Source organism: Acinetobacter sp. 789_lipA (assembly GCF_058242845.1).
Window position 1 is genome coordinate 2,041,829 of sequence record NZ_JBZAYS010000001.1, and the last position, 26,624, is coordinate 2,068,452.

General features: G+C 41.5%; 30 protein-coding genes. 19 read left to right on the forward strand and 11 right to left on the reverse strand.

Features of this window, described 5'->3' with window-relative positions:
- Positions 1–50: 50 nt before the first annotated feature.
- The gene (locus tag AC4CUZ_RS09945; protein ID WP_490747551.1) at positions 51–1,493 is read right to left on the reverse strand and encodes a SulP family inorganic anion transporter; all 1,443 of its coding nucleotides are present in this window, start codon (positions 1,491–1,493) and stop codon (positions 51–53) included.
- A gap of 219 nt (positions 1,494–1,712) precedes the next feature.
- Here AC4CUZ_RS09945 and AC4CUZ_RS09950 point away from each other — a divergent pair, with 219 nt between their 5' ends.
- The 3 genes from AC4CUZ_RS09950 to AC4CUZ_RS09960 all read left to right on the forward strand — a co-directional run bounded on the left by AC4CUZ_RS09950 (position 1,713) and on the right by AC4CUZ_RS09960 (position 3,390).
- Positions 1,713–2,324: a glutathione binding-like protein gene (locus AC4CUZ_RS09950; RefSeq protein WP_078388936.1), complete on the forward strand. Its 612-nt coding sequence runs from the start codon at positions 1,713–1,715 to the stop codon at positions 2,322–2,324.
- A 157-nt stretch (positions 2,325–2,481) separates the two neighbouring features.
- Complete coding sequence (locus AC4CUZ_RS09955; protein WP_005400607.1) at positions 2,482–3,063, forward strand: NAD(P)H-dependent oxidoreductase; 582 nt, start codon at positions 2,482–2,484, stop codon at positions 3,061–3,063.
- Positions 3,064–3,078: 15 nt separating this feature from the next.
- Positions 3,079–3,390, forward strand: a complete 312-nt coding sequence (locus AC4CUZ_RS09960; protein ID WP_078388934.1) for a putative quinol monooxygenase — start codon at positions 3,079–3,081, stop codon at positions 3,388–3,390.
- Positions 3,391–3,430: 40 nt separating this feature from the next.
- Here the strand turns inward: AC4CUZ_RS09960 and AC4CUZ_RS09965 are convergent, their stop codons facing one another.
- From AC4CUZ_RS09965 to AC4CUZ_RS09990, 6 genes are all read right to left on the reverse strand, one after another.
- Positions 3,431–4,156 carry a hypothetical protein gene (locus tag AC4CUZ_RS09965; RefSeq protein WP_490747552.1) on the reverse strand — a complete coding sequence of 242 codons (726 nt, stop codon included), beginning with the start codon at positions 4,154–4,156 and terminating at the stop codon, positions 3,431–3,433.
- 184 nt (positions 4,157–4,340) lie between these two features.
- Positions 4,341–5,126 (reverse strand): thiazole synthase, encoded by a 786-nt coding sequence (locus AC4CUZ_RS09970; protein ID WP_005400610.1) that lies wholly within the window; start codon positions 5,124–5,126, stop codon positions 4,341–4,343.
- Positions 5,127–5,138: 12 nt separating this feature from the next.
- Complete coding sequence (thiS, locus tag AC4CUZ_RS09975) at positions 5,139–5,336, reverse strand: sulfur carrier protein ThiS (protein ID WP_004696245.1); 198 nt, start codon at positions 5,334–5,336, stop codon at positions 5,139–5,141.
- 19 nt (positions 5,337–5,355) lie between these two features.
- Complete coding sequence (locus tag AC4CUZ_RS09980; protein ID WP_004696247.1) at positions 5,356–5,721, reverse strand: DUF423 domain-containing protein; 366 nt, start codon at positions 5,719–5,721, stop codon at positions 5,356–5,358.
- 141 nt (positions 5,722–5,862) lie between these two features.
- Positions 5,863–6,732: an RNA polymerase sigma factor RpoH gene (rpoH, locus tag AC4CUZ_RS09985; protein ID WP_004982243.1), complete on the reverse strand. Its 870-nt coding sequence runs from the start codon at positions 6,730–6,732 to the stop codon at positions 5,863–5,865.
- A gap of 138 nt (positions 6,733–6,870) precedes the next feature.
- Positions 6,871–7,104: a sulfurtransferase TusA family protein gene (locus AC4CUZ_RS09990; protein ID WP_004696251.1), complete on the reverse strand. Its 234-nt coding sequence runs from the start codon at positions 7,102–7,104 to the stop codon at positions 6,871–6,873.
- Positions 7,105–7,495: 391 nt separating this feature from the next.
- Between AC4CUZ_RS09990 and AC4CUZ_RS09995 the strand changes: the two genes are divergently transcribed.
- Positions 7,496–7,708: a cold-shock protein gene (locus AC4CUZ_RS09995; protein ID WP_004648643.1), complete on the forward strand. Its 213-nt coding sequence runs from the start codon at positions 7,496–7,498 to the stop codon at positions 7,706–7,708.
- A gap of 97 nt (positions 7,709–7,805) precedes the next feature.
- The gene (rhlB, locus tag AC4CUZ_RS10000) at positions 7,806–8,957 is read left to right on the forward strand and encodes an ATP-dependent RNA helicase RhlB (protein WP_004982241.1); all 1,152 of its coding nucleotides are present in this window, start codon (positions 7,806–7,808) and stop codon (positions 8,955–8,957) included.
- A gap of 60 nt (positions 8,958–9,017) precedes the next feature.
- On the opposite strand, the gene AC4CUZ_RS10005 is transcribed toward rhlB, so the two are convergent.
- Positions 9,018–9,398, reverse strand: a complete 381-nt coding sequence (locus tag AC4CUZ_RS10005; protein WP_078426208.1) for a hypothetical protein — start codon at positions 9,396–9,398, stop codon at positions 9,018–9,020.
- 232 nt (positions 9,399–9,630) lie between these two features.
- On the opposite strand from AC4CUZ_RS10005, the gene AC4CUZ_RS10010 reads away from it, so the two are divergent.
- The 12 genes from AC4CUZ_RS10010 (at position 9,631) to AC4CUZ_RS10065 (ending at position 22,018) form a co-directional block, all read left to right on the forward strand.
- The gene (locus AC4CUZ_RS10010; protein ID WP_005400613.1) at positions 9,631–10,206 is read left to right on the forward strand and encodes a nitroreductase family protein; all 576 of its coding nucleotides are present in this window, start codon (positions 9,631–9,633) and stop codon (positions 10,204–10,206) included.
- A 23-nt stretch (positions 10,207–10,229) separates the two neighbouring features.
- The gene (locus tag AC4CUZ_RS10015; RefSeq protein ID WP_058869931.1) at positions 10,230–11,303 is read left to right on the forward strand and encodes an NAD(P)H-dependent glycerol-3-phosphate dehydrogenase; all 1,074 of its coding nucleotides are present in this window, start codon (positions 10,230–10,232) and stop codon (positions 11,301–11,303) included.
- 102 nt (positions 11,304–11,405) lie between these two features.
- Positions 11,406–11,861 (forward strand): phosphoglycerate mutase family protein, encoded by a 456-nt coding sequence (locus AC4CUZ_RS10020; protein ID WP_005400615.1) that lies wholly within the window; start codon positions 11,406–11,408, stop codon positions 11,859–11,861.
- A 29-nt stretch (positions 11,862–11,890) separates the two neighbouring features.
- Positions 11,891–13,030 carry a type II secretion system protein GspL gene (gene gspL, locus AC4CUZ_RS10025; protein WP_234955762.1) on the forward strand — a complete coding sequence of 380 codons (1,140 nt, stop codon included), beginning with the start codon at positions 11,891–11,893 and terminating at the stop codon, positions 13,028–13,030.
- Complete coding sequence (locus AC4CUZ_RS10030; protein WP_279042984.1) at positions 13,030–13,509, forward strand: type II secretion system protein M; 480 nt, start codon at positions 13,030–13,032, stop codon at positions 13,507–13,509. The genes gspL and AC4CUZ_RS10030 overlap by 1 nt, the downstream gene beginning before the upstream one ends.
- Before the next feature lie 90 nt (positions 13,510–13,599).
- Entirely contained in the window at positions 13,600–14,610 is a 1,011-nt protein-coding gene (locus tag AC4CUZ_RS10035) for a quinone-dependent dihydroorotate dehydrogenase (protein ID WP_490747553.1), read from the forward strand.
- Positions 14,607–15,191: a CvpA family protein gene (locus tag AC4CUZ_RS10040; RefSeq protein ID WP_004696270.1), complete on the forward strand. Its 585-nt coding sequence runs from the start codon at positions 14,607–14,609 to the stop codon at positions 15,189–15,191. Before AC4CUZ_RS10035 ends, AC4CUZ_RS10040 begins: the two co-directional genes overlap by 4 nt.
- A 24-nt stretch (positions 15,192–15,215) precedes the next feature.
- Entirely contained in the window at positions 15,216–16,751 is a 1,536-nt protein-coding gene (gene purF, locus AC4CUZ_RS10045; RefSeq protein ID WP_004696272.1) for an amidophosphoribosyltransferase, read from the forward strand.
- Between the two features lie 87 nt (positions 16,752–16,838).
- The gene (locus tag AC4CUZ_RS10050; protein WP_490747554.1) at positions 16,839–18,725 is read left to right on the forward strand and encodes a M48 family metalloprotease; all 1,887 of its coding nucleotides are present in this window, start codon (positions 16,839–16,841) and stop codon (positions 18,723–18,725) included.
- 132 nt (positions 18,726–18,857) lie between these two features.
- Positions 18,858–19,523, forward strand: coding sequence for a hypothetical protein (locus AC4CUZ_RS10055; RefSeq protein ID WP_490747555.1), 666 nt, complete (start codon positions 18,858–18,860; stop codon positions 19,521–19,523).
- A 2-nt stretch (positions 19,524–19,525) separates the two neighbouring features.
- Positions 19,526–20,494 carry a 2-hydroxyacid dehydrogenase gene (locus tag AC4CUZ_RS10060; RefSeq protein WP_201951852.1) on the forward strand — a complete coding sequence of 323 codons (969 nt, stop codon included), beginning with the start codon at positions 19,526–19,528 and terminating at the stop codon, positions 20,492–20,494.
- A gap of 84 nt (positions 20,495–20,578) precedes the next feature.
- A complete protein-coding gene (locus AC4CUZ_RS10065; protein ID WP_490747556.1) occupies positions 20,579–22,018 on the forward strand; it encodes a M48 family metalloprotease in 1,440 nt (479 codons plus the stop codon).
- 169 nt (positions 22,019–22,187) lie between these two features.
- Here AC4CUZ_RS10065 and AC4CUZ_RS10070 read toward each other — a convergent pair whose 3' ends face one another.
- Both AC4CUZ_RS10070 and rpsU read right to left on the reverse strand, forming a co-directional pair.
- Positions 22,188–22,634, reverse strand: coding sequence for a GatB/YqeY domain-containing protein (locus AC4CUZ_RS10070; RefSeq protein ID WP_004982206.1), 447 nt, complete (start codon positions 22,632–22,634; stop codon positions 22,188–22,190).
- A gap of 33 nt (positions 22,635–22,667) precedes the next feature.
- Positions 22,668–22,883, reverse strand: coding sequence for a 30S ribosomal protein S21 (gene rpsU / locus AC4CUZ_RS10075; protein WP_001136722.1), 216 nt, complete (start codon positions 22,881–22,883; stop codon positions 22,668–22,670).
- A 145-nt stretch (positions 22,884–23,028) separates the two neighbouring features.
- On the opposite strand from rpsU, the gene tsaD reads away from it, so the two are divergent.
- Positions 23,029–24,045 (forward strand): tRNA (adenosine(37)-N6)-threonylcarbamoyltransferase complex transferase subunit TsaD, encoded by a 1,017-nt coding sequence (tsaD, locus tag AC4CUZ_RS10080; RefSeq protein ID WP_490747557.1) that lies wholly within the window; start codon positions 23,029–23,031, stop codon positions 24,043–24,045.
- Between the two features lie 54 nt (positions 24,046–24,099).
- Here tsaD and AC4CUZ_RS10085 read toward each other — a convergent pair.
- Positions 24,100–25,337, reverse strand: a protein-coding gene (locus AC4CUZ_RS10085; protein ID WP_101495500.1) for an IS3 family transposase whose coding sequence is annotated in 2 segments (ribosomal slippage) — positions 24,100–25,001 and positions 25,001–25,337 — 1,239 coding nt in all. Because the reading frame shifts where the segments join, the coding sequence is not laid out codon by codon here.
- A gap of 603 nt (positions 25,338–25,940) precedes the next feature.
- Between AC4CUZ_RS10085 and AC4CUZ_RS10090 the strand changes: the two genes are divergently transcribed.
- Positions 25,941–26,591, forward strand: a complete 651-nt coding sequence (locus tag AC4CUZ_RS10090) for an isochorismatase family protein (protein WP_078388919.1) — start codon at positions 25,941–25,943, stop codon at positions 26,589–26,591.
- The last annotated feature ends 33 nt before the right edge of the window (positions 26,592–26,624 follow it).

Sequence of the window (26,624 nt, forward strand, 5' to 3'; positions counted from 1 at the left end):
TGATAATAAAAGGGCGATGACGCCCTTTTATTTTATCTATGGTTTCAATTTTATGAGCTGAAGCGGTCAATGAGGGTAGTGCTGGCTTCATTTAAGCCTAACACCTCGACCACTACACCGTGGGCTTCAAACTTTTCAACTACCGCATTTAACATTTGGACTGAAGTCATATCCCAAATATGAGCATGGCTGAGTTCAATTTCAACCTTCTGAATGTGTTCGTTAAAGTCAAAAAACTGAAAGAATTTCTCTGAGCTGCTAAAGAAAATTTGACCACTCACCACATAGCGACGAGTATGGTTATGCAGTTCAGACTGAACATGAACCGTACTTTCTAGTTTGTTGATGAAAAATAATGCGGACAGTAAAACTCCGACAAAGACACCCAAAGCAAGATTATGTGTGGCTAAGACAATGATCACCACACTCAACATCACTACATTACTTTGTAGCGGATGTTTAGAGAAGTTTTTAACCGAGTCCCATTGAAAGGTTGTAAATGCCACCATGATCATAATGGCAACCAAAGCTGCCATTGGAATATAAGACAGCCAGTCTTTAAAAAACACCACCAAACACAGTAAAAACACACCAGCCACTAAGGTTGAAAGCCGAGTACGTGCCCCAGAGCTGACATTAATCACAGACTGTCCGATCATTGCACAGCCTGCCATACCGCCCATAAAACCGCTCACAATATTGGCCATACCTTGTCCGCGACATTCTTGATGACGGTCACCTTCAGTACCTGTGACTTCATTCACTACTGTGGTGGTCATCATGCTTTCAAGCAAACCGACGGTCGCTAATGTGATGGCGTAAGGGAAGACAATTTGCAGCGTTTCAAAGGTCAGTGGAATATCAGGCAGTAGAAAAATAGGTAAAGTATCGGGGAAATGACCTAAATCACTGACCATACGCATATCTGTGCCTAAAAACAGCGCCAAAGCGGTCAGGACGAGAATACAAATGAGCGGTGAAGGAATGGTTTTCCCTACTTTAGGCAGATAGGGAAACAGATAAATTACAGCGAGGCCAAGAGCGATAAATGCATAACCCCAGTGATTCATTTGGCTGAGCTCTGGAAGTTGCGCCATGAAGATTAAAATCGCCAGTGCATTTAAAAAACCATACACCACCGACTGCGACACAAAACGCATCAGTTTGGCAACTTTAAAATATCCCGCAATGATCTGAATGACACCAGTGAGGATGGTTGCCGCCAGTAAATACTGTAAACCATGCTCTTTGACCAGTGTGATCATGAGTAGTGCCATGGCGCCTGTTGCTGCTGAAATCATGGCTGGACGACCGCCAAAAAAAGCAATGCTCACTGCGATACAAAAGGAGGCATACAGTCCAACTTGAGGGTCTACACCTGCAATTGCTGAAAAAGCAATAGATTCGGGAATTAGAGCAAGTCCTACCACTAAACCAGCAAGAACATCGGTACGAATGTTAGAAAACCATTCATTTTTTTTAAGGCTAATCACAGATCAAATTCATTTTAGGGTCAAGGGCGCTATGTTAAAACAACTCTGTCGCAAATTGCAGTGTTGTTGTACTTGAAAAAAAATGTGAATTAGACAATATTCAATAGGCGAACGAATGATTTTTCGTTTACGCTTTTTTGCAATTTACAGGTTTTGATCACTTGAAAGTTTGTTAGAAGCCATTTAAAACAGAGAATAGAGTTATAACAAGGATCAGATATGAAGCTTTATTATGCACCGGGTGCGTGCTCACTTGCGGCGCACATTATCCTCAATGAAATTAATGTTGACTTTGATTTAGTCCGAGTAGATTTAAAAACACATAAAACAGAAAAAGGTGCTGATTATTACGAAATTAATCCAAAAGGATATGTCCCCGCTTTAGAGATTAATCCAGGTTTGATTCTGACTGAAAATGTAGCCATTTTGCCATTTTTAGCACAACATGATCCAAAACAAGATCTTATTCCGCCATCGGGTTTGGGGCGTGCCAAAGTTTTAGAATGGTTAGGTTATTTAAACTCTGAATTGCACGATGCTTATGCTGTTTTCTTCGGTGCGCCATTAGATGCTGCTGCCAAAGAAAAAGCCTATGCAGAGATTGATCGTTTACTTAGTTATATCGACAAACAAATTGGTGAGTCGGATCATGACTATTTGGTCGATGATAATTTTGGCCCTGCGGATGCGTATTTATTTGTCCTCACCAATTGGTCAAATGGCATCGAACATGATTTATCACCGTATAAAAATATTATCTTTATCCGTAATAAAGTGGCTGAACGTCAGTCAGTACAAATTGCAATGCGAGATGAAGGTCTAATTCCTTAATTTTGATGCATTGAAGAAGCGCCCGAAAGGCGCTTTTTTTGTACTTTAAAATTTATTGTTGATATTTAGTCAATAATATTTTGCAGATTCACTACTTTTTAGCGCTGAACAGAGTCTCTATAGTGCTTACATAAATTTTGGCTTTTAGGCTTTTCCAATGAAAAATATTTTATTAATTAACGGTGCAAAAACCTTTGCACACTCGAATGGCCAGTTAAACGATACCTTGACTGAACTTGCGCAAGAGGTCTTGTCAGGCTTAGGACATCAGGTTCAAGTGACCCGTGCTGACAGCGAATATGATGCAAAAGCTGAAGTGGAGAAATTTCTGTGGGCAGACACCGTGATTTACCAAATGCCAGGTTGGTGGATGGGTGCACCGTGGACTGTGAAAAAGTATATCGATGATGTCTTTACCGAAGGGCACGGTAGTCTGTATGCCAATGATGGTCGCTCACGTTCGGATGCTTCAAAAAAGTATGGTTCAGGCGGTCTGATTCACGATAAAAACTATATGCTGTCGTTGACATGGAATGCACCGATGGATGCATTTAACGACGCTGAACAATTTTTTCATGGGGTTGGGGTCGACGGGGTTTATTTACCTTTTCACAAAGCCAATCAATTTTTAGGGATGCAAACCTTACCGACTTTTATTGTCAATGATGTGATTAAAGCACCTGAAGTTGAAGCCTATATGGCACAGTACCGTGAGCATTTGACGCAAGTTTTTGCTTAATTGGGAGATGTGAGTATGTTAACTGTCATTGCTGAAATTATTTGTCATTCAGAGCAAGATTTTAAAGCGGTTCTTGATTCATTCAACAACATCCGTGAGCAAGTATTACAAGAGCCCGGTTGCCATCTCTATGATGTGCATATCGACCATCCTGCTGTTGAGAGTACATTACAAACCAAAGTACCGTTTTCAATCATGATGTATGAAAAATGGGAAAGCATGCAGCATTTAGAAACACATATGCACAGTATCAATATGCAGCAACATGCTCAAGCAACTGAAGGTGCAGTTGCTCATGTACAAATTCGTATTTTAGAAGCGCAATAAGCTACGTATACGAGTTTGACAGCGCTTTTCTTCGCTCTGTTTATTTAAACTCCAGTGCTTCATTAAACTGAACCTGTTCGAGTTTCAATGCGTAGCGCTGTTTGAGTGTTGTCCATTGAACTTTGACAGGTTGTGTTGTTTCAGCAAACTCATTTTCACCTGTCGTACTTTTTACTTTACCTGTCATAAAGTTGATACTTCGCGCCGTGATGTCGCCTGATGCACGGTGGAAATCGTTGACATCATAACCAATCAGTTTAAATGCACGGTCTTGGTATCGGAAGGTATACGTGTGATTGGTCACATACCACGAACCACAGCTTAACCAGTAGTGCAGATGAACTTTGAGCACGCCTTTTTGAATACTTAATGCTTCAGTCTCACCGAGTGGATCAGCGAGGCAAGGGGACTCTATATCGCCTTCTGTCGGCAAAGTAGTATTAGTCGCCACAAGTTGATAACCATGCATTTGCTTCAATAAAACCAAAAGCTTTCGTTCATTGATATTGAGGACATCACTCCCTAAGCGATCATTTTTAACAAAATGTTCAGGATTGGTGTCTTCAATAATCAGGGTAATATCCGCTTGACCATCTTGGTTTAAATCGCCTTGGACTTTTTCTAAAATCTTCCAGTTTTTTGGCACAAAAGATTGGTAGCTTGTTTTGAGAGTCGGTTTTTCCTCTACTTTGGCCCAAGCATTGCTTGTGAGTGTTATGAAAAATAGGGTGTTGAGTATGAGTGTTGGTCTGATCCATTTTTGCATGGGCATCGCTTCCTCTCATTTTTATATGGTTATAGATGTTTGAAGGTGGATATTGCTGAGTGTATCAAAGCGTGTGGCGAAATGTCCCTACAACCTAGGGCATCATAAAGTGTTGTCCTAGTGTTGAAATAAATAAAAAAGGACTCAGAAGAATCCTTTTTATCGCTTAAAACAGATTAAGAGATTATTTAAAGAAATAACCTGTTTCTGGTGAGCTTGCATTGGCCATACGTTTGCGAGGCATACGACCTGCGAGGAACGCTTCTCGACCCGCTTCAACTGCTTTTTTCATTGCAGAAGCCATTAAAATCGGGTGTTGAGCGGCAGCAATCGCGGTATTCATCAACACGCCATCACAGCCGAGTTCCATGGCAATGGCTGCATCGCTTGCAGTTCCCACACCAGCATCTACCAACACAGGCACTTTGGCATTTTCTTTAATAATAGAAATCGTGTGTGGATTCAAAATCCCTAGACCCGAACCAATCAAACTACCTAAAGGCATGATGGCAACACAACCCATACTTTCAAGTTCTTGCGCCACAATTGGGTCATCGGAGGTATAGACCATGATTTCAAAACCATCGTCAATCAAGGTGCGTGCCGCTTTCAATGTTTCAGTAATGTTTGGATATAGCGTTTTTTCATCGCCCAATACTTCAAGCTTGACCAAGTTATGACCGTCTAATAATTCACGCGCTAACATACAGGTACGCACGGCACTATTGGCATCAAAGCAGCCTGCTGTATTTGGGAGAATAGTGTATTTTTCAGGTGGGACCACGGACAATAAGTTTGGTTGGTCGGGGTGTTGACCAATATTGACGCGACGAATCGCAACCGTCACGATTTCTGCGCCACTGGCTTGAATGGCCAAATCGGTTTCTTGCAGGTCCTTATATTTACCTGTGCCCACCAGCAGACGAGATTGAAATGATCTAGAACCAATGATGAGAGGGCTGTCTTGCATGTGAACTCCGTATTAACCGCCACCGACGGCATGAATAATTTCAATTCGATCCATTGCACAAATTGGAGTGTGTTCCAATTTACTTTTACTAATAATGTTTTCATTTTGCTCAACAGCAAAACGTTTGCCTTCAAGTGCAAAGGTTTGCACCAGTTCAAGCAGGTTTTTACATTCGGTATGCTGTAGTTCACCGTTTAAATAAATCTGCATCGTGCTCATCTCTAGTTGTTTACTTGGCATATTTCATGGCATTCCATGCCAGAACCAACCAACCTGCAATCATCAATGCCCCACCAATCGGGGTAATCGCACCTAGGCCACGCGGTAAGCCCAATGCCATGACATAGAGGGAACCACAGAAAAAGAAGATGCCGACTTGAATCAGTAAAAAGCTGATTTTGATGGGAAGCTTGGGAAGGACTTTGGCCAAAATGCCGAGCGCCAGTAAACCAAGCGCATGGTAAAAAAAGTAATCAGTTGCAGTTTGCCACCAAGCCAATTGGGCTTCAGTAGCACGTGCTTTGAGACCATGTGCGCCAAAGGCACCTAATATAACGGCAAACGCTAAATTCAGCGCTGAAATCGCAATCCACATATGCAATGCTTTACTTATATCACTGTGCGCAACAAAGTAGCATATTTTGAAGAAAGGTTAAAAGACAAAAAGCCTCATTTATTGGTAAAAAGAAAAGGGCATTTCGCCCTTTTCTGTATCTGTATCTGTATCTGTATCATCTTAGTTTGATGACATCGCGACTTTAATTTTTTCCATGGCATTTTTTTCAAGCTGACGAATACGTTCGGCCGAAACATTATATTCAGCAGCCAGTTCGTGCAGCGTCGATTTTTCATCATCTAACCAACGGCGCTGTAAAATATTACGCGAACGGTCATCAAGCTGTTCCATGGCATCATGCAAAGCATTGGTGCTCTGTTCTTCGTAATCTTCTTCTTCAGCCAAACGCGCTGGGTCGTAGCGGTTATCTTCAAGGTAAAGCGCAGGTGCAACATGGGTTGAACCTTCATCGTCATCATCGCCTTGAGCTTCAAACGCTGCATCATAAGCAGTTAAACGACCTTCCATTTCTAACACTTGTTCAGGTGTTACATTGAGGTCATTTGCAATCGATTGTGCTTCTTTTAAGGTGAGTTTTTTAGACGATTTTTTTAGACTGCGCAAATTAAAGAACAGTTTACGCTGTGCTTTAGTGGTCGCAATTTTGACAATACGCCAGTTACGAATCACATATTCGTGAATTTCTGCTTTAATCCAGTGTACCGCAAAAGAGACCAAGCGTACGCCCATGTTTGGATCGAAGCGTTTAACGGCTTTCATTAATCCCAAGTTACCTTCTTGAATGAGGTCACCTTGAGGTAAGCCGTAGCCTGCATAACTGCGGGCAATATGAACCACAAAACGCAGATGCGACATGACTAAAAGTTTAGCGGCATCTAGGTCTTGGTCATAATAGTAGCGTTCAGCTAACTCTTTTTCTTGTTCCGCTGTCAAAATCGGGATTTGGTTGACAGTACTAATATAAGCGCCCAAGTTTACACCTGGTGCCGATAATGACAGGGGCATCAATTGATTGCTGCTGTCACTCATGTGTTCTCCTTAGGGATTTCATTTTTACCCAACAATTGAATTTATCTTAATCCAATCTTCCACTGAATAATGGAAAATTGGGTATAGAAATGTAAACTTTTATGCAAATGTGAATAGACTTAGTGTAATTGAAAAGAATTAAGATTCAATGAAGTAGTGAAATTCATGTTCATTAATTTGTTTCAAAACGCAAGTTAAATGATGGATTTCGCAATACCGCGTGATATCGATCTGACTGTGCGGATCAGACGATTTTAATAGAAAATGCTGCGCCGGACTCTTCTTAAGTGCGCGTTTAAGCAACAACAGAGGCATAGGACATGGTTGCCCCATTGCATCAATAATGTTGGTATTTTGTTCGATATCACTCATATAGCTAAGTAAGGCTTCACAACATTTAGGTGGGTAGAAATATTAGCAAATTCAGTGCCAAAACCCAAATATTTCATGTGTTATAGGCCTATAGTCGCTATATCTAAAATTACAAATAACTAGTTAAAAAATATGCTGAATTAAAAAGACGATTAATCAAAAAAAAGGGTATGAATTGTTTTTAACCCATGTTAAGCTCGTCGCGTACTGGGATTTAACACAACCATAAATTGTTTTAAATCCTATTTTACAAATGGATGTAACCGGGATTTTGTTAATAGTTATACAGAATGATTACAAGCTTAGAAATAATAAATATTTTTAAACCTTGTTTGGTCTGCTGTTTGCAACACCGGGTGGTCCTTCTTTTAGATACAATGAGGATTAACTTATGACAGCTCGTGAACAAGGCGTAGTTAAATGGTTCAACGACACTAAAGGCTTCGGCTTTATCCAACGCAATGGCGGCGACGATGTATTCGTTCACTTCCGTGCAATCCAAGGCGACGGCCACCGTTCACTACGTGACGGCCAACGCGTTGAATTCAGCGTTGTAAAAGGTCAAAAAGGCTTCCAAGCTGAAGAAGTACAACCTTTAGACTAATTGTCTGAACGTACTTTAAAACGCCCCAATGTAAATTGGGGCGTTTTTGTTTATACTACAGATCAATTTTCGTGATTTTTCGTCAGAGCGCACTTATATGTCATCAGGTTTTGAAACCTTAAATTTACATCCTCAACTTAAACGAGCTATTGATGCTTTAGGTTTTAAGGATATGACGCCTATTCAGCAAAAGGTTTTAAAATTCACTTTGGCGGGACACGATGCAATTGGTCGTGCGCAAACGGGAACCGGTAAAACAGCGGCATTTTTGGTGAGTGTGATTAACGACTTGCTGAATAACCCAATTCAAGAGCAGCGCTACCGCGGTGAACCTCGCGCCTTGATTTTAGCACCGACCCGTGAGCTTGCACTGCAAATTGAAAGCGATGCGAAAGAACTCACAAAATTCTCAGATTTACATGTCGTGACGCTTTTAGGCGGCGTTGACTTTGATAAACAAAAAGCACAACTCGATAAAAAACCTGTCGATATTATGGTGGCGACGCCAGGTCGTCTGATTGACTTTGTTGAGCAAAAAGAAGTTTGGCTCGACCAAATTGAGTTTTTGGTGATTGATGAAGCCGATCGCTTATTGGATATGGGCTTTATTCCTTCAGTAAAACGTATTGTTCGTTTCTCACCGCGTAAGGAACAACGTCAGACTCTGATGTTCTCTGCAACGTTTAGTTACGATGTTTTAAATCTTGCACAGCAGTGGTTGTTTGAACCTGTAACTGTTGAAATTGAGCCAGAGAAGAAGACCAATGCAGATGTTGAACAACGGGTGTACATGGTCGCAAAGTCAGATAAATATAAATTGCTACAAGACATTCTGCGCGATGAGCCTATTGAAAAAGTGATGATTTTCGCAAATCGGCGCGATCAAGTGCGTAAACTCTATGACAACTTAAAGCGTGATGGATATAAAGTGGTGATGTTGTCAGGTGAAATCGCACAAGACAAACGTTTGAAAATGCTAGATCAATTTAAAAATGGTCAACATAACATCATGATTGCAACTGATGTTGCGGGGCGTGGTATCCATGTGGATGGTGTATCGCATGTGGTGAATTTCACCTTGCCTGAACAGTCGGATGACTACGTACACCGTATTGGTCGTACAGGCCGTGCAGGTACAAGTGGTGTGAGTATTAGTTTTTTATCTGAAGATGATGCGTTCTATCTACCCGAAATTGAAAAAGCCATTGGGCAAAAACTACCACTGACACGTTTAGAGGGTTATTGCTAATCGTTTGACGTGATTGGTGTAAAAAAAACCGCTCAGATGAGCGGTTTTTTTATGGCATCTTTATTTTGCTTTACACGAAAAAGTCAGGATTGTTTGATAGTCACTGTCTTGGTTAATGCCTGAGTTTGTACCCGAAATAGAACCCAGTACAGATGCGGCTGCTTGGATCATTTTTCCAGTTTCATCGCTCACGACGCCTTTCAAAGCACCTTGATAGTCGGTTTTCTCATCACTCACAATCGCTGTTGCTTTAGAGCCACAAGTTTTAGCTGCTGCTTCAATCGCGTTGTTTTTTGCAATCAGTGCAGTTTTACCAATACCCGTAACTTCGTATTGATTGTCAGCTTTTTGGATCGCTAAAGAGTTGCTTGGTGTCGATGCGCAAGCGCTTAGAAGTAGTGTTAGTGCTGCTGCTCCAGCAATAGCGATATTCTTTTTCATTTCATACCCCAGTCATGTTTTATTAAATCATTGTTTATTGGAACATAGCTTGTCGGATGAATCATGTAAGAAATGTATGAAAAATGCAGTCTTATCGAACAGTTTAAAAAGTGCTCAGGATTTTAAAATTAGTTTTGCTGAAACTGGGTATTTCATACTGAAGCGCTAGAGCAAACTTTTCAGAGTGTGCTACTCTAAAACGTATTGTTTAATTTGAAAGATTAAGAGCCTAATGACGGAACTCGCGGTAGATATCGTTCACCAGAATATGCATCAACGTCAATCGATTGGCCATTTGGTCGAGCCTGCTCCCAATGCAGAACAATTAGAGCGGGCATTTCAAGCCGCATTGACTGCACCAGATCATCATCGTTTAAAGCCGACACGTTTTATCGTAATTGCTGAAGATCAACGTGAGGCATTTGGTGAGTTATTGTCACAAGCCTTGGCTGATTTGGGCGAAACGGAATCAGCACAGTTAGAGCGTGTTAAAAATCATCCTTTTCGTGCCCCATTACTGGTTTTGGCACTGACTAAATTTCAATCGCATCCGAAAGTCCCTAATTTTGAGCAGACTTTAAGTAGTGGCGCTGCTATTCAGAATTTTATTTTGTCCTTACAAGCTCAAGGTTTTTCGAGTATGTGGCGTAGTGGGGCAGTGGTGGAATCGGTGCATTTCAAACAGGTTTTAGGCCTCAGTGCAGATGATTTGATCTCAGGTATTTTATATATTGGTACGGCAGTTAAAGCGATTCCGCCACGTGCTGAAATTCAAACCCAAGATTATGTAAGTTATTGGAATCAATAGTTCCATTTTAGGATATAAAAATAATGTCAGAGTTAAAGTTTTCAGATTTGGTTGAACCTGTAGCAGTAGATCAAAAAACGGCACTACGTATTACAGTTTTGGGTGGTGGTAGTTTTGGGACGGCCATGGCGAATACCGCGGTTCGTAATGGCTGCGATACCATGATTTGGATTCGTGATGAAGCCGTTGCAGCTGATATCAATGCAACGCATATAAATAAACGCTATTTGCCTGATTTTAAACTTGAAGATGGTTTACGTGCAGTTTCAAATATAGAAGAGGCTGTTCGTGATCGCGACATTATTTTGGTGGCGATTCCGAGTCATTCTTTCCGTGATGTCCTTAAACAAATTAAACCGTTTATTACTTCGCAAGCAGTGGTGTCTTTGACCAAGGGTATTGAAGCGAATACTTTTAGTTTTATGAGTGATATTATTCGCTCAGAGTTACCAGAAGTGCCTTATGGCGTGTTATCTGGGCCAAACTTAGCCAAGGAAATTGTGGCAGGACAACCGGCTGGGACGGTCATTGCAAGCCAGTCTGACTTAGTGCGTTACGCTGTACAACAAGCTTTGCATAGTGCCTTGTTCCGTGTTTTCGCCAGTGATGATGTGCATGGTGTAGAACTCGGCGGTGCGCTTAAAAACATTTATGCGGTTGCGATGGGAATGGCTGCTGCATACAAAGTCGGTGAAAATACCAAGAGTATGATTTTGACTCGTGCTTTGGCGGAAATGAGTCGTTTTGCTGTGAAGTTAGGGGCAAATCCACTGACCTTCTTAGGTTTGTCTGGTGTCGGTGATTTATTTGCAACGTGTAGCAGCCCACTGAGTCGCAACTATCAAGTCGGTTTTGCACTGGGGCAAGGCAAGAGTTTGGAACAGGCGACCACTGAATTGGGACAAACAGCAGAAGGCATTAACACCATTGTACAAGTCAAAGCACGTTCTGAAGAGCTAGATGTGTATATGCCGATTACTAGCGCTTTATACAGTGTTATTTTTGAAAATGCGCCACCAATGACAATTGCATTATCCTTAATGAAAAATGGACACCGCAGTGATGTGGAGTTTGTTTTGCCGCATCATGAGGTTTAAAGTCACTTAAAAACCGAAATAAGATGAGCGTTTAAGTGGATAGAGTGACTGAATTGTCATAAAAATTAATTAAAATAATCAGGATTTGAATAAGGATTTTTTATGCAACTGACTTTGGTACGTCATGGCGAAGCTGCGCCACCGATCATGGGGAATGACACTAAACGTCCACTCACCGAACGTGGGCATGCACAGGCAGAGCAAACTGCTGACTTTTTAAAGTCACGCATCCAGCCTGATGTCTTTGTGGTTAGCCCATTGCTGCGTGCGCAGGAAACATTGGCACACATCAAACAGCACTTTGCGGATGTGCCTGTTGTAATTTGCAATACTATTAAGCCCGATGATGATGCAAAAGCGGCTGTGGAATGGTTATCACATTTGCCGTATGAGTCTATTGTGGTGGTGTGCCATATGAATGTGGTGGCGCATATGGCCTCGATTTTGGTGACAGAATCTTTCAATCCTTATGCTTTGGCTGAAGCGCGGATTTATGAGCAAGCAGTTATCGCGGAAGGCTTGTCGACACAAACAAAAGCATTTATACCTAGCATATAAAAACCAATTAAAACGGCAGAATATAATACATGTTGCAAATTTGGATGCCCGAAGCCGATGGAACATGGCACTGGTCTATAGGGGAAAGATGGCAATCTGCTCATACACTTGAGCAATTGATCCAAGATATACAAGCGCATCATGGTGAGGAAGCAACTGTTTTCTTTCCAAGCCGCGATGTGCAAATTATTCAGCAAAATATGCCTAAGGCTCAATACAAGCAGTTGGGGGCTGAAGGTGTGAAGTATTTGCTCGAAGAATATGTATTGAGCTCAATCGATCAGATGAAAGTATTACATCACTTTCAAGCGCCTGAGCAACTCACTGTTTTGGGTATTTCAAAGCATCGTTTAGAGACTTTACAGCATGCCTTGAGTTTGATTCCTGTGAAGCTGGTCAGCCTATTGCCTGATTTTCTGATTTTGCCTGTACCTGACGCAGAACAGATAATCTTGGGCTATGTTGAAGAGCGACTTCTGTTTCGCGCTAATACTTGGTTGGGCGGATCAATTGATGATCTTGCTGTATTTTTAGATTATCAAGCAGTCAACCAAAAATATAAAATTTGTAACTTTAGTGCTTCGCACATGCATAGCTTAAACGCCAGTGTGACGCAGGAGCAGCTTGAGTCTTTCCATTATGAATGGGCGGCATTGCCAAGAGCAAAACAACATCCATGGAATCTTTTGCCGAAGGTGAGAGAGCAACATGTTTCAACGGGCTATTGGAAAGCCTGTGCAGCGGTATTGGCTGCATTGATTGTGACGCAATTGACCTATGATGCGACCCGTTGGTATCAAAATAAAAAGCTTGCAGAGCAAGTGGCTGTTCAGGCGGTCGATCAATTTAAATATTGGTTTGGTGCGAACTATCCTGTGACCGAGCAAACGCTGCGAAGCCAGTTTGAATATCAACTGAATATGAATAAACAAGCGGATGCGCAAGCTTTGTCTTTATTGAGTCGCGTTGGGCCTGTGCTCATGCAACAGCAAATTGTGGCCAATCAGGTGGTGTATGAAGCGAATAGCCTAAATATGCAACTTAAAGCCAACTCGGCAGAGGCTTTACAGACACTTACTCAGCAGCTTAATCAACAAGGTTTTCAGGTTGAATTAGGCAATATTCAGCCGACCACGGGTGGGGCAATTGGAATGGTGAAAATACAATAATGAAAGCCATGCAAAATTTACAAACAGTTGTAGATCAGCGTTTAGAGCTGATCAGTACTTATTTTGATCGTCTTACACCGCGCGACCGTGTATTAGCTATCTTCTTGGTCATTTTCGTATTGGTGAACTCGATAGGGGCTGCACTTTGGTATACCCATGCTGCGGCAGAGAAACAGCAAAAACGCGTGAACCAGCTCAAAGAAACCATGACATGGATGCAGAGCAATGCAGTCACCATGAAATCGAGCTCAGATGGGCAACTGACTCCGATGGAGCAGATCCAACGTATTGCGCAGCAGCAAGGTTTGTCGGTTGCTTCGCAGCAGAATGCTGAACAAATTCAGTTGGTGGTAAGCCACGCAAACTATGTGGTGTTGGCCAACTTTTTGACCCAACTGACGCAAAATGGTTTGAGTATTGAAAAAATGGAGTTGGTCTCAGATGCAGGGCAGATTAAATTATCGGCGAGCGTGAAATAATCGCTAAAAATAAAGCCAGACGAAGCATGGTGTTTTAGCGAGGCTATGCCTATAATATGGCGACTTAAAAAGCAGTAGACTTTTACAGATATGTTGTATTCTCTTGCCCGCCCTTTGTTGTTTACTTTAGCACCAGAGCGTGCACATGAGCTAACACTATCGCTATTGAAATCAACGCATAAGCTAGGCTTAATGCGTCAAAATATAGCGGCTAAACCGGTGACATGTATGGGCATCGAGTTCCCCAATCCTGTAGGTTTGGCTGCTGGTCTAGATAAAAATGGTGCTTATATTGACGCACTGGCAGGTCTAGGGTTTGGTTTTATTGAAATTGGAACCATTACTCCGCGTCCACAGCAGGGCAATCCTCTACCGCGTTTATTCCGTATCCCACAAGCTAAAGCCATTATTAACCGTATGGGTTTTAACAACGCTGGTGTGGATCAACTGATTGAAAATGTCAAAGCGGCAAAGTTCAAAGGTGTTTTAGGGATTAATATCGGCAAAAATGCGGATACCCCAGTCGAAAATGCAGTAGATGACTATCTCATTTGTTTAGAAAAAGTCTATAACTATGCGTCTTATATTACTGTTAACATTTCTTCTCCAAATACTAAAAACCTGCGTAGTTTGCAAAGTGGTGATGCTTTAACCGAGCTGCTAGAGACGCTGAAAAAACGTCAGTTAGAGTTGGCTGAAGAGCAGCAGCACTATGTACCCTTGGTGCTGAAAGTTGCGCCGGATTTGGAAGCGGAAGATATTCAATTTATTGCGAAACAACTGCTTCAGTTTAAAATTGATGGGTTGATTGTGACCAATACGACTTTGTCTCGTGAAGGGGTGGAAAACTTACCTTTTGGTGATGAAGCGGGTGGTTTATCTGGTGCGCCTGTGTTTGAGAAAAGTACAGCGTGTTTAAAAACCTTTGCTGAGGTTTTAAAAGGTCAGATTCCTTTGATTGGTGTGGGTGGGATTTTGTCGGGTGAGCAGGCGCTTGCAAAACAAAATGCAGGGGCAAACCTTGTACAAGTTTATAGTGGCCTCATCTATACAGGATCAACCTTAATTCAAGACTGCGTCTCTGCAATGAAAACAACATGAATGCCATTGATATCTTCATATTGATTGTATTGCTCATTGGAGGGCTCAACGGTTTGCGTCAAGGATTTGTTAAAGCCTTTGCGAACTTGATAGGATGGATTTTAGCGCTGATTGTTGGTGCTAAATTTGCAAGCGTTCTAGCACCTTCGATGGTCTCACTCAGTGAAGATCCAGTGGTTCAAAAAATTGCAGCTTTTGCATTTATTGTATTGGTTATTGTGGTTTTGACGTGGATAGTCACGGCATTACTGAATAACATATTGAAGAGTTTAAAACTCGGGCCTTTGAATCGATTAGCCGGCGGTGCTTTTGGTTCATTAAAAGGGTTGTTAATTGTTCTGATTACGATGCAAGGTGTCGGGTCTTGGGTTGAAAGCTCTCCATATTGGAGACAATCCAAATTTGTCCAAACACTTTTGCCTTACGCGCCTTGGGCGATGGAGCTTTCTAAAGAGGCTGCAAGCGAGGCGATGTCACATATCAAGTCTAAAGATACACATGTATCTTCAGATTCTTCACCGAAAATTTCCTCGAAAAATGCTGAGGGACAGGGTGAGTCAACAAATAATCCTTTTTATTAATCCTAGCTTGTCTGCGAGGTTGCTATGTGTGGAGTAGTTGGTATAGCTGGTAAATCAGCTGTTAACCAAATGTTGTTTGATGCATTAACGATGTTACAACATCGTGGGCAAGATGCAGCTGGGATAGTAACCTGCCACGAAGGTCGTTTATTTTTACGTAAAGACAATGGTATGGTTCGTGATGTGTTCCACACTCGCCATATGCGTGCATTACAAGGTAACTATGGTATTGGCCATGTGCGTTATCCTACAGCGGGTTCATCGAGCAGCGCTGAAGCGCAGCCTTTCTATGTGAACTCACCTTACGGGATCACGTTAGCGCATAATGGTAACTTAACCAATGCTGAAGAAATTCATGACGATCTGTTCAAAACAGACTTACGTCATATGAATACGGATTCAGACTCAGAAGTACTGTTAAACGTATTTGCGCATGAGTTGCAAAAACGCGGCAAATTGATGCCTACAGCAGACGACATTTTTCATGTAGTTAGTAAAGTACATGAGCGCTGTAAAGGTGGTTATGCCGTGGTTGCAATGCTTACTGGGCATGGCTTAGTGGGTTTCCGTGATCCAAATGGTATTCGTCCACTGATTTACGGTTCGCGTGAAACTGATGCAGGTATGGAATATATCATTGCATCTGAGTCTGTCGCTATTACGGCACTCGGCTTTAAAGTTGAGCGTGATATTGCGCCGGGTGAAGCGATCTTTATCGACTCACAAGGGCAGATGTTTACCAAGCAGTGTGCTGAAGCGCCTGAATACCGCCCATGTATTTTTGAATATGTTTACTTTGCGCGTCCAGATGCGATTATTGATGGCATTTCAGTCTACAAAGCACGTTTAAAAATGGGCGAAAAGCTTGCTCAAAAAATTCTGACGGAGTGGAGTGAAGAGCACGATATCGATGTTGTGATCCCAATTCCAGATACCTCGCGTACCTCTGCACTTGAACTTGCAAATATGTTGGGCGTGAAGTTCCGTGAAGGCTTTATGAAGAACCGCTACATTGGCCGTACCTTCATTATGCCGGGTCAGCAATTGCGTAAAAAATCAGTACGTCAAAAGTTGAACCCTGTTGAACTTGAGTTCCAAGGTAAAAATGTACTTTTGGTGGATGACTCAATTGTACGTGGTACTACGTGTAACGAAATTATTCAAATGGCACGTGATGCGGGTGCGAAAAAAGTCTTCTTTGCTTCTGCTGCGCCGATGGTGAAATATCCAAACGTGTATGGCATTGATATGCCAGCAAAAGAAGAGCTGATTGCATCTGAGCGTACCGTTGAAGAAATTCGTGAAATTATTGGTGCAGATCGTCTAATTTTCCAAGATTTGGAAGACTTAAAAGCAGCTGTGCGCACCAGCAAAGTACCAGATTTACAAGAGTTTGATTGCTCAGTATTTGATGGTAAATATGTTGCTGGTGGTATCGATGAAGCTTATTTAGATGAATTACAGGCGAAACGCCGTGAAACATCGAAAAAGAAAGACAGCTATATTGATGTCAATATTGATGCAGCTTCCGTTGATTTGACGGGTGTGAAAGAAGTCTAATTGATTTAGATTTGAGAAAAGCGGGAGTTTCCCGCTTTTTTCATTTATGATGGATTGATTCAAACAATGTAAGAAAAGGGATTTACATTGAAGGGTGTAAGTTATTCAATCATAAAGAATAAAAACATGTTGTGGTCTGCAAGTATCTGCTTGCTTGCGGTACTTTTGTCGCTATTTATTTTAAATACTGTGGCTGGACTGCTGGTTTTTTATTTTGATTCGAGTCAAAGCATTTTTTGGCATAGCTTGAGTATTTATATCATTGGTTTATTGCTCTTAGTGATGAGTTATTCCGTGGTGTATGAGCTGTATGTGTTTCGTTCAGGTGGACATAGTCTGGCCAAGCAACTGCGTGCACGACGTCTAAGTTTGATTGAAAGTACACCTGAAGAAAGTATTGCACTGAAAATTACAGAAAAACTAGCGGATACTTTTTTAATTGAAACACCTGCTGTCTATGTTTTGCCCGATGAGGTGGGGGTAAATGCCTTAACCGCTGGTTTTTATCCCAAAGATATTGCGATTATTTTAACGTGGGGCGCACTGCAAAACCTCGATGAACTTGAGCTGACGGGGTTATTGAATCATGAGTTTAATCAAATTTTATCTGGTGAGACCGCTGAAAATACACGGTTAAAAATTCTATATAGTGCCCTCACCACCTTTAGTCAGTGGGGTAGTAAAATTGCTAAATTGGGATTTTCAACTCATCATAAAAAGTCACAAAGTTTTGAAACGACTTTTGTTGCAACAGGTGGTGTGATCTGGCTGATTGGTAGTTTGGGGGTGCTGGTTACACGCTGTATTAAGTTTCTGACTTTGGGGGGGCGCACTTTAAAAAATGATATGAAAACACGTCGTCTGATGCAAAATGATGCCAATATTCAAACCCTCATGCGTATCTATGTGCATCACGCAGGTTCACAAATTCACAGTGAATACTCTGAATCGATTGCACACATGTGTTTTGCCAACTCATTAAGTGCGCAAAGTTGGATGAATATTCATCCAAGCATTGAAGAGCGTATTTATGAAATGAATCCGAATTTGGTTCAAGACATTCAGTTGGAAAATCTAGAAAAACTGCGCAACCGTCCGTTATTTGGTTTGTTTCGTTCCTTAGAAGAGCAGTACGCGGATTTTCAAGCCCCTTGGACTTCACCGCAGCCTTTGCCCTTATTACGACTGTCTCCGATTAGTTTTGCCATAAAAGATGCGATTAAACCACTTAACCCTGAAGTACGTGCACATATTGAACGTCCAGAGCTAATTCAGCGTGCTTTACAGACCGCAACAGGATCACGCGAGCTGATGGTCGCGATTTTAATGATTCGCCAATTCCGTGAGTTTATTCCTGCTGAGGCTGAAGTCAGCCGTGCCATTGTTGATTCATTGTTAAACCTAGATGGTCGTGTTCATATTTCAATTTTCCATGAGGCATGCCGAAATATTGGTGGCATGCCAGCGACAATTGCACGCCAGTTTTTATTAAAGTTGGCGAGGATTATCCAAGAAGACGGTGAAATTGGACTGTTAGATGCGCTGTTACTCGAACGAGTTAAGTTTGAGCTGAATTTGTTGCCTGTACATACACCTGCGGCCCTAGATGAAGTTAAACCGCAGATTGTGCGTTTAATTGATGCTTTGTTACATGTGCAACAAATCAATAGTGAAACACAGCTGGAAGTACGAGAGAAAATTTTACGTCGAGTTTTAACTGTGCAAGAGTTGGAGCAGTATGCGGAAATTTCAGATGAGCCGATTGATTTGGCTGAAATTTTAAATGATATGGCTGGGCTCCTGCTGCGGGATCGTTTAAGTATTTTGGGGGTGGCTGAAATTTGTTTATGGCATGACCGTATTATTACTCAAGATGAGCAGGATGTTTTGGAGTTGCTCTATTGGCGTCTCGGTTTCGACAGTGAAGAAATCGTTGAACAAATGCAAAAGAAGAATCGCTTGATGATTGTTTAATTGAGTGGTGAATTTTGCCTTTAGTATGCTCTCGATGTTTGCATACTGTCTATGCGAATAAAGTGTGAAAAGAACAGCATCTCTAGGCATTTCTCGATAGAATATGCACTGAATTAAGTGTGAAGGTAAAAGATGATCGGGCATCAGCGTGAGGTTTTGGCGAGTTTAGGAATTGATTTGTGGGTTCCTGATTTTTTGCCGTCTCAACAAAATGTAGCCACATCGATCTGGCGAGATCAAAGCGCAACTGAGATTATTTCTGAAATTGTGCGACCTCAATCTCAGCCCGAAGCCAAAAGCATTCCTGAACATCCACTTGTACAGAATAAGCTTCCACATCCAGCGCCTCCTGCTGAAATTGCAACGCAGCCGATTGAACAAGAAGTTGTTACAGCATTAAAAGAAGAAATTGTCCGAGAGGCCATCCATGTTGAGGCTTTTCAGTTGCAAGCTGTTGCCTTGGAGCACTGCGCCTTGGTCATTGAAGCGACACAATTGAGCGTGGAGCAGCAACAGCTGTGGCAAAATATTGTGCAAGCCTTACCTGCGCAAAAGTATGCGCTGAATTGGCCTTTTCCTTTGTTGAATTTCCAAGATGGGCGCGGTGTTCAGAGCTATATTCAAGGTTTCTTTGATGGTTTAAGTCAGGGTAAAACTGTTATTGCATTGGGCTCTATACCAAATGCTAATGGTATAAAAGTCACACAAGCAGCGAGCTTACAAGAAATGCTTGATCAGCCATTACTTAAAAAAGCCCTGTGGCACATGATGCGAGCAAAACAACAAAATATGGAATAGGTATGAAGCAGAAAGTCGTTGTTTTTAGTCAAATAGATGCAGAAGTATTACAGTGCTTAGAGCAGCGTTATCACGTGGTGGTCATCAACCCGAAAGCAGGTGATGTAAATACGCAAATCCGTGAGCAAGTTGCGAATGCGGATGCCATGATTGGTGCAGGGCGTTTACTGAATCAAAACAACCTAAAAACTGCGAAACAGCTCAAAATTATATCTAGTGTTAGTGTTGGCTATGACAATTATGATCTGAACTACTTAAACCAAGCAAAAATTTGGCTCAGCCACACCCCTCATGTGCTAACTGAAACCACTGCCGATTTGGCCTTTACGTTGTTGATGAGTGCGGCGCGTCAAGTGCCTTATTTGGATCAATGGACCAAAACAGGTCAGTGGTCGCGTACTGTCGGGCAGGCACAATTTGGTCAGGAAATTTTTGGTCAAACATTGGGTATTATTGGCTTAGGAAATATTGGTGCGGCAATTGCGCGACGTGGTTTTCATGGTTTTAATATGAATATTTTGTATCACGGGCGCCGAGAAAAATTAGAATTGGCTCAGCCATTAAATGCACGTTTTTACGAATTAGATGAGCTGTTGGAGCAATCGGACTTCATTGTTGTGGCGGTTGATCTAAACGCGAATACGCAGCATTTGATTGATGCAGAAGCATTTAAGAAAATGCAATCTCATGCTGTCTTTGTAAATATTTCGCGTGGTGCCGTAGTAGATGAGCAGGCACTCATTCAGGCCTTGGAGCAAAAGCAAATTTTTGCAGCTGGGTTGGATGTTTATGAAAAAGAACCCTTGCAAGATTCAGCACTGTTCCAGCTGCATAATGTGGTAACGCTGCCGCATATTGGTTCTGCAACGTCTGTAACACGTAAAAAAATGTCAGAGTTGGCTTACCAAAACTTGGTGAAAGCATTGGAAGGTGGTCAACCTCAATATGTGGTGAATCCTGAATTTAGATAAAGAATTGATAACACTTCATTGCATTTTCATTCAATTATCAATGTTATAGTCATTCGATTCCTTTAAATAAAGTCGGGGTGAGGGTTGAAGCGTTTTCTGTGTGCGTGCAGTTTAAGTCTTATTTCGACTGTTGGTTTTGCAGAAGGTCAATTTCTTACGAATGCTCCACAGTTCAATGTGCCTGAGATTGGTTCAGGTATAGGTTTTATTGATCAATATAATGAGCGCTATATTGGTGAAAAAGTTTATCGTGAAGTACAGCGTCAGCTACCTGTTACGCAAAATCCATGGCTAGAAGACCAACTGATGAATGCTTTTTCAAGCATTTTGAGTCAAACCCAGCTTGGTCAACCGATTGGTTTGGTGGTTATTAATGACCCGCAAATTAATGCCTTTGCAGTCCCGGGAGGATTGTTTGCATTAAACGCTGGTTTGATTACCAATGCCAATAATATGGATGAAGTTGCCGGCGTAATGGCGCACGAAATTGCGCACGTCACACAGCGCCACTACAGTCGTTCGCAAGAGGCGTTTAAGGGGCAGGGATTACTCGCGCTGGCAGGGATTTTGGTTGGTGCTTTGGTTGCATCTCAAGCCGATGGTGATGTCGGTTCAGCGGTCATGGTTGGTACGCAAGCCGCACTCATGGACAAGCAGTTGTCTTATAGTCGTAACCAAGAGCGTGAAGCTGACCGTATAGGGATGCAGTACATGTATAGCGCTGGTTATAACCCGCAAAGTATGGCTGATTTTTTTGAAGTGATGCACCGTGCAACCAGTCGCGTGAGTTTTTTACCCGACTTTTGGTTCACACACCCACTCACGACTGAGCGAATGAGTGAGGCGAGACTTAGAGCGAATCAGTTGCCTAAAGTGAAATCTACTTGGCGTGATGAAGACTTTGAAATATTGAAGCTGTATACCATGGTGATCTCGAATCAGGCGACAGAACAGCAACTACAGATGCTGGTGAGTCGTAACAGTTATGCAGCACAACTGGCTTTGGCCAGTTTTTACCTTAAACAAGGTGACTATAAACTTGCTCAACAAGTCTTAGATCAGGCCAAGTCGCATCAGAAATTACATAACCTACAAACCTTGATTCAAATTGATATTTTACTTGGACAAAATCGGGTGAATGAAGCTCTTACCGTGATCCAATCACCTGCGAGCATCATGCCTGAAAATCGGGCTTTAAATTATAAATTGGCTGAAGTTTATATTCGTCAAAATCGACCTGAGCTTGCGCAGCCTGTACTCAATCGGTTTTTGAAAAATAATCCGCGTGATGTGAATGCGTGGAGACTGATGCAGCAAGCTGCGAGTTTAGATAAAAAGTCACCAATGTATACCATTAATGTTTTGCGCTATCGGGCTGAAGTGCAGTTCTGGTCGGGCTTTGAAGAAGAAGCGATTAAATCTTTATTGCATGCTCAGCGTTTAGCGAAAGATAATGAAGCAATGTCAGCGACCATTAAAACGCGTTTAACCCAAATGCAAAAGGATCGACAATTTAGAGCTTAGAAAAGTGGTATTGCAAATAGAGGGGTAAAACAGAGATGAGTCAGGAGCTGTTTTAAAGCTGAGAATGAATAGATAAAATAAAAAGAAGAATAATAATTTTTATATAAAGTAGAACTTTGAACTGCCTTTTTAAGGTCAGTTCAACGTAATCGATTTAAAGATTTTTAAATTAAGCCAGTTTTGCTTTAATTTTTGCTGAAACTTGAGAAGGATCGGCGCGCCCGGCTATGAGCGGACGCAGAGAATTCATCACCTTACCCATATCTTTCATGCTAGTAGCTTCTTGCGCTGCAATCGTTTGCGCAATCATGGAATCAAGTTCTTCCTCAGTCATAGCTTCTGGTAGAAATTGAGATAAAACCTCAAGTTCGGCTTGTTCCTTACTAGCTAAATCTTCTCGACCAGCGCCTTCAAAGGCTTTGATCGATTCTTTACGTTGTTTAATTTGTTTTTCAATGACCGCAAGAACTTGAGCGTCGTCAAGTTCTTTGCGCTCATCGACTTCGATTTGCTTAATTGCCGCCTGTAGACCACGAATTACCGTTAACTTATCCATTTCTTTAGCACGCATAGTGGCTTTCAAAACTTCAGTTATTTGGCTTTTTAAAGTAGTCATTATTTAGTCCAGGCAGTCAATCACAAATTAATCTTAGTAAAGGCGAGTAGTACGTACTGATTCACGCGCCAATTTCTTTTGGTAGCGTTTAACAGCAGCAGCTTTTTTGCGCTTACGTTCTTGAGTTGGTTTCTCGTAGAATTCGCGCTTACGAACGTCAGCTAAAACGCCCGCTTTTTCGCATGAACGTTTGAAACGACGGATAGCTACGTCTACTGGTTCGCCTTCTTTCAATTTAACTTGTGGCATGAAGAATCCTCATTAAGTTATGGATAAGATCTGGGCGACATTGCCCTGATCACAAGTGAAGGTCAGTATTTTACTCATTTACATCTCATACCACAAGTCTATAATGGTTCACGCAATAGATTTGATACAGGTTATAGGCAGTTTAATGATCGTTTTAGGCTTAGAAACATCTTGTGATGAAACAGGACTTGCCCTTTATGACAGCGAGTTGGGTTTGCGTGGGCAAGTGCTGTACAGCCAAATTAAACTGCATGCAGAGTATGGTGGTGTGGTGCCGGAGTTGGCATCGCGTGACCATGTGCGTAAGCTGATTCCATTGATGAATCAACTGCTTGAAGAAAGTGGTGTAAAAAAATCTGAAATTGATGCCGTTGCATATACGCGTGGCCCAGGTTTGATGGGTGCGCTGATGACAGGCGCGCTGTTTGGTCGAACTTTGGCCTTTGCTTTAAATAAACCTGCAGTTGGTGTGCATCATATGGAAGGGCATATGTTGGCGCCACTTTTATCGGAAACACCGCCAGAATTTCCTTTTGTAGCACTTTTGGTCTCAGGTGGACATTCTCAATTGATGGCTGCCTATGGGATTGGGCAGTATGAATTATTGGGGGAGTCGATTGATGATGCTGCAGGTGAAGCCTTTGATAAGGTTGCGAAAATGATGGGGTTACCGTACCCAGGTGGCCCAAATATTTCAAAACTGGCTGAGCAAGGTGATCCGAATGCCTTTGCTTTCCCACGTCCAATGTTGCATCAAGGTTTGGAGTTTTCATTTAGTGGTTTAAAAACAGCTGTATCTGTGCAAATGAAAAAATTAGGTGATGAAAACCGTGATGCGGATATTGCAGCGAGTTTCCAAGAAGCTATCGTGGATACCTTGGTTAAAAAATCTGTGAAAGCGTTGAAGCAAACAGGTTTAAAACGCTTAGTGATCGCAGGTGGTGTCAGTGCCAATAAACGTTTGCGTGAACGTTTGGAAGCAGATTTAACTAAGATTCGTGCTCAGGTCTACTATGCCGAACCTGCACTTTGTACGGACAATGGCGCTATGATAGCTTTTGCTGGTTATCAGCGCTTAAAAGCAGGGCAGCAAGATGGTTTGGCTGTAACGACAACACCACGCTGGCCAATGACTGAGTTGACCAATCCCAGTGAAGTATAAGGCTTTCATTGTCTTGTCCTGAAATAGATTGACAGTATTCCACTTCAAACCGAGTTAAGCAATTAGCTCGGTTTTAGTTTGCTCATACATCTGATTCGGGGTGTTCATATTTAAACTTAAATGTGGTCTATAGTAATTATAAATCATGATAGATTCCGTAATTAAGTGATCTAACTCCTTCATGGTTTGACATCGTGTAGTTAAAAACTCCTGCTTTAATATTCCATTAATCCGCTCTGCTAATGCATTTTGATATGAGAAACACTGTTTCGCAAGGTATCCATCTGTCATGGAAGGACATATCCCATAATGGCGCAATGCCGATTGATATAGCTCAGAGCAATACTGAGAGCCTCTGTCTGAATGATGAATCATCCTAGTCGCTCGATCCGTCACATGCTGCATCGCCATATGTAGAGCCTGCATAACATTCTCCGCACGCATATCATTCGATAACTTATAACCTTTAATCTGACGGGTATAAGCATCTGTCACCAATGATAAATAATGTACGCCTTCAGCACTCTCAACATAAGTAATATCACTAACAAAGACTTCGTTGGCTTGCACTGCTGAATAATCCTTTAATAAATTTGGATGCTTCTTCATCCAATGCTTGCTATCCGTAGTTTTTGTATAGCGACGCTTGGGGCGAATCAATAAATTATGCTCTTTCAATATTTTAAATAACTGATCCCGTCCACACTTTAAACCACGCTGCAACAATTTGCCTTTAATAAGCCAATACAACTTACGTGTTCCGATACTTGGCATGAGACAACGATATTCCATAACCAACTCAAGTATTTGTTCAGTTGCTTGTGCAGTCATTTGAGCACGTTTTTCTGCTTGATAATAAGCTTGTCGGGTGATTCCCAACCACTGACAATAACGTGAAACGCTTAGTCCTCTTTGGCTTTGCCAATCTTTGAAACGTGCTCGGTATACTTTTTTCCAAGATCAGTCCCACATTCTTTATCAATGTGATAAATCACATCCTGAATAAATTCAGTTTTAAGCTTTTCTGCGGCTAACTGCTTTTCTAATTGGCGGATTCGTTGTTGGGGTGTTAATTGGCGTTTAGAAGAAGGCGGCATATTCGAAGTCCAGTCCTGTTGTCCGTGCTTGCGTAACCATACCAGCACAGTTGATCTTCCTTGAATACCATATTTTGCCTGAGCTTGTTTATAAGTAATTTGCCCTTTTTCTACTTCATGTACAACCATCATTTTAAAGGCAAAGCTATAATCACCTTGTGTACGTTTAACTCTTTGTTCTCGTTCATGTTCCATAAAATAAGCCTCTTAAAGGTGTAAACTTATTTCAGGACGGGACACATTTGATAAGCTTAAAGCCCGACTGAATGTTGGGCTTTTTTTACATTTAGGTCTTTACCAAAGGACTTTTAAAAATGCTCTGCTTAGACTTTAAGAATATTTTTTGACTCACTTAAATGTAACTTAGAATCAAGTTAAAAGTATTTACCCATAGGTTTATCCATAGAAATTGGGGATAAGTATGCCTAGCGTAGTTTTTGATTGATCTCAAAAGATTAAAACTTTGAGTATTTTGACTTCAATTGAAATTCTATTTTATATGGTTTTAAGGTATTGATTAATATTAAGATCTTGTATTTTTCTTAAGTTTTTATTTCTATACGAGGATAAAACTCAAAGCCACGAAGGCCAATTACAACACGTAAGATGATTTAGCTTCCTGAGTTTAAGAATAATCTTTAGTTTACATGAAAGGCAGATGTAGATTTAATTAAAAATATCTTGGTCGTATAAATCACAAAGCTATGACGGTCTGTCTTAGGAACTTTCATTACAACAATGGAAGTACATAATTAGAAGAAAATTTTAGAGGTGTTACCCATAGCGGCTACTAATGGAATGCTAGACCCTGATGATTCGATAATTCTACTGATTGACCATCAAAGTGGACTTTTTAATACCGTACGCGATGTACCTGTACCCGACTTACGCAATTATGTGATTGCAATTGCAAAAGCAGCAACTTTATTAAATATACCTGTAATTACCACGGCTTCTGTACCTGACGGCCCAAATGGTCCTCTAATCCCTGAAATTCACCACTTTGCTCCGCACGCAGTTTATGTACCACGGACTGGACAAATTAATACTTGGGACAATCCCTTATTTGTAGATGAAGTTAAAAAAACGGGTAGGAAGACACTGATTATTGCTGGAACGCTGACCAGTGTATGTATGACTTTCCCTGCTGTAAGCGCTCGTAAAGAAGGTTATAACGTTTATTGTGTTGTGGATGCATCAGGCAACTGGAGTAAATTAGCTACAGATACATCAATTGCTCGTGTGACCCAAGCGGGCGCAATTCCAACCGATACTTTTGCAATCGTGGCCGAGTTAATGCGTACTTGGAACCGTCCAGAAGGCTCCCATTTTGCTGAAATTCTTTCAGATCATGTCTGCCCAGAATATAAATGCTTAATGGAGAGTTATGCAAAAGCACAAGCTGTGGTTAAAGATGGGCCAGAAACAAACTTAGATAAATATCAATAATCAGATCAAACCTATTTGAACTGATATTCATCC

Excerpts from the sequence above, each read along its gene's own strand:
- AC4CUZ_RS09950 (WP_078388936.1), top strand. The coding sequence starts at position 1,713 with ATGAAGCTTTATTATGCACCGGGTGCGTGCTCACTTGCGGCGCACATT.
- AC4CUZ_RS09955 (WP_005400607.1), top strand. The coding sequence starts at position 2,482 with ATGAAAAATATTTTATTAATTAACGGTGCAAAAACCTTTGCACACTCG.
- AC4CUZ_RS09960 (WP_078388934.1), top strand. The coding sequence starts at position 3,079 with ATGTTAACTGTCATTGCTGAAATTATTTGTCATTCAGAGCAAGATTTT.
- AC4CUZ_RS09965 (WP_490747552.1), bottom strand. The coding sequence starts at position 4,156 with ATGCAAAAATGGATCAGACCAACACTCATACTCAACACCCTATTTTTC.
- AC4CUZ_RS09970 (WP_005400610.1), bottom strand. The coding sequence starts at position 5,126 with ATGCAAGACAGCCCTCTCATCATTGGTTCTAGATCATTTCAATCTCGT.
- thiS (WP_004696245.1), bottom strand. The coding sequence starts at position 5,336 with ATGCAGATTTATTTAAACGGTGAACTACAGCATACCGAATGTAAAAAC.
- AC4CUZ_RS09980 (WP_004696247.1), bottom strand. The coding sequence starts at position 5,721 with ATGTGGATTGCGATTTCAGCGCTGAATTTAGCGTTTGCCGTTATATTA.
- rpoH (WP_004982243.1), bottom strand. The coding sequence starts at position 6,732 with ATGAGTGACAGCAGCAATCAATTGATGCCCCTGTCATTATCGGCACCA.
- AC4CUZ_RS09990 (WP_004696251.1), bottom strand. The coding sequence starts at position 7,104 with ATGAGTGATATCGAACAAAATACCAACATTATTGATGCAATGGGGCAA.
- AC4CUZ_RS09995 (WP_004648643.1), top strand. The coding sequence starts at position 7,496 with ATGACAGCTCGTGAACAAGGCGTAGTTAAATGGTTCAACGACACTAAA.
- rhlB (WP_004982241.1), top strand. The coding sequence starts at position 7,806 with ATGTCATCAGGTTTTGAAACCTTAAATTTACATCCTCAACTTAAACGA.
- AC4CUZ_RS10005 (WP_078426208.1), bottom strand. The coding sequence starts at position 9,398 with ATGAAAAAGAATATCGCTATTGCTGGAGCAGCAGCACTAACACTACTT.
- AC4CUZ_RS10010 (WP_005400613.1), top strand. The coding sequence starts at position 9,631 with ATGACGGAACTCGCGGTAGATATCGTTCACCAGAATATGCATCAACGT.
- AC4CUZ_RS10015 (WP_058869931.1), top strand. The coding sequence starts at position 10,230 with ATGTCAGAGTTAAAGTTTTCAGATTTGGTTGAACCTGTAGCAGTAGAT.
- AC4CUZ_RS10020 (WP_005400615.1), top strand. The coding sequence starts at position 11,406 with ATGCAACTGACTTTGGTACGTCATGGCGAAGCTGCGCCACCGATCATG.
- gspL (WP_234955762.1), top strand. The coding sequence starts at position 11,891 with ATGTTGCAAATTTGGATGCCCGAAGCCGATGGAACATGGCACTGGTCT.
- AC4CUZ_RS10030 (WP_279042984.1), top strand. The coding sequence starts at position 13,030 with ATGAAAGCCATGCAAAATTTACAAACAGTTGTAGATCAGCGTTTAGAG.
- AC4CUZ_RS10035 (WP_490747553.1), top strand. The coding sequence starts at position 13,600 with ATGTTGTATTCTCTTGCCCGCCCTTTGTTGTTTACTTTAGCACCAGAG.
- AC4CUZ_RS10040 (WP_004696270.1), top strand. The coding sequence starts at position 14,607 with ATGAATGCCATTGATATCTTCATATTGATTGTATTGCTCATTGGAGGG.
- purF (WP_004696272.1), top strand. The coding sequence starts at position 15,216 with ATGTGTGGAGTAGTTGGTATAGCTGGTAAATCAGCTGTTAACCAAATG.
- AC4CUZ_RS10055 (WP_490747555.1), top strand. The coding sequence starts at position 18,858 with ATGATCGGGCATCAGCGTGAGGTTTTGGCGAGTTTAGGAATTGATTTG.
- AC4CUZ_RS10060 (WP_201951852.1), top strand. The coding sequence starts at position 19,526 with ATGAAGCAGAAAGTCGTTGTTTTTAGTCAAATAGATGCAGAAGTATTA.
- AC4CUZ_RS10070 (WP_004982206.1), bottom strand. The coding sequence starts at position 22,634 with ATGACTACTTTAAAAAGCCAAATAACTGAAGTTTTGAAAGCCACTATG.
- rpsU (WP_001136722.1), bottom strand. The coding sequence starts at position 22,883 with ATGCCACAAGTTAAATTGAAAGAAGGCGAACCAGTAGACGTAGCTATC.
- tsaD (WP_490747557.1), top strand. The coding sequence starts at position 23,029 with ATGATCGTTTTAGGCTTAGAAACATCTTGTGATGAAACAGGACTTGCC.
- AC4CUZ_RS10090 (WP_078388919.1), top strand. The coding sequence starts at position 25,941 with ATGCTAGACCCTGATGATTCGATAATTCTACTGATTGACCATCAAAGT.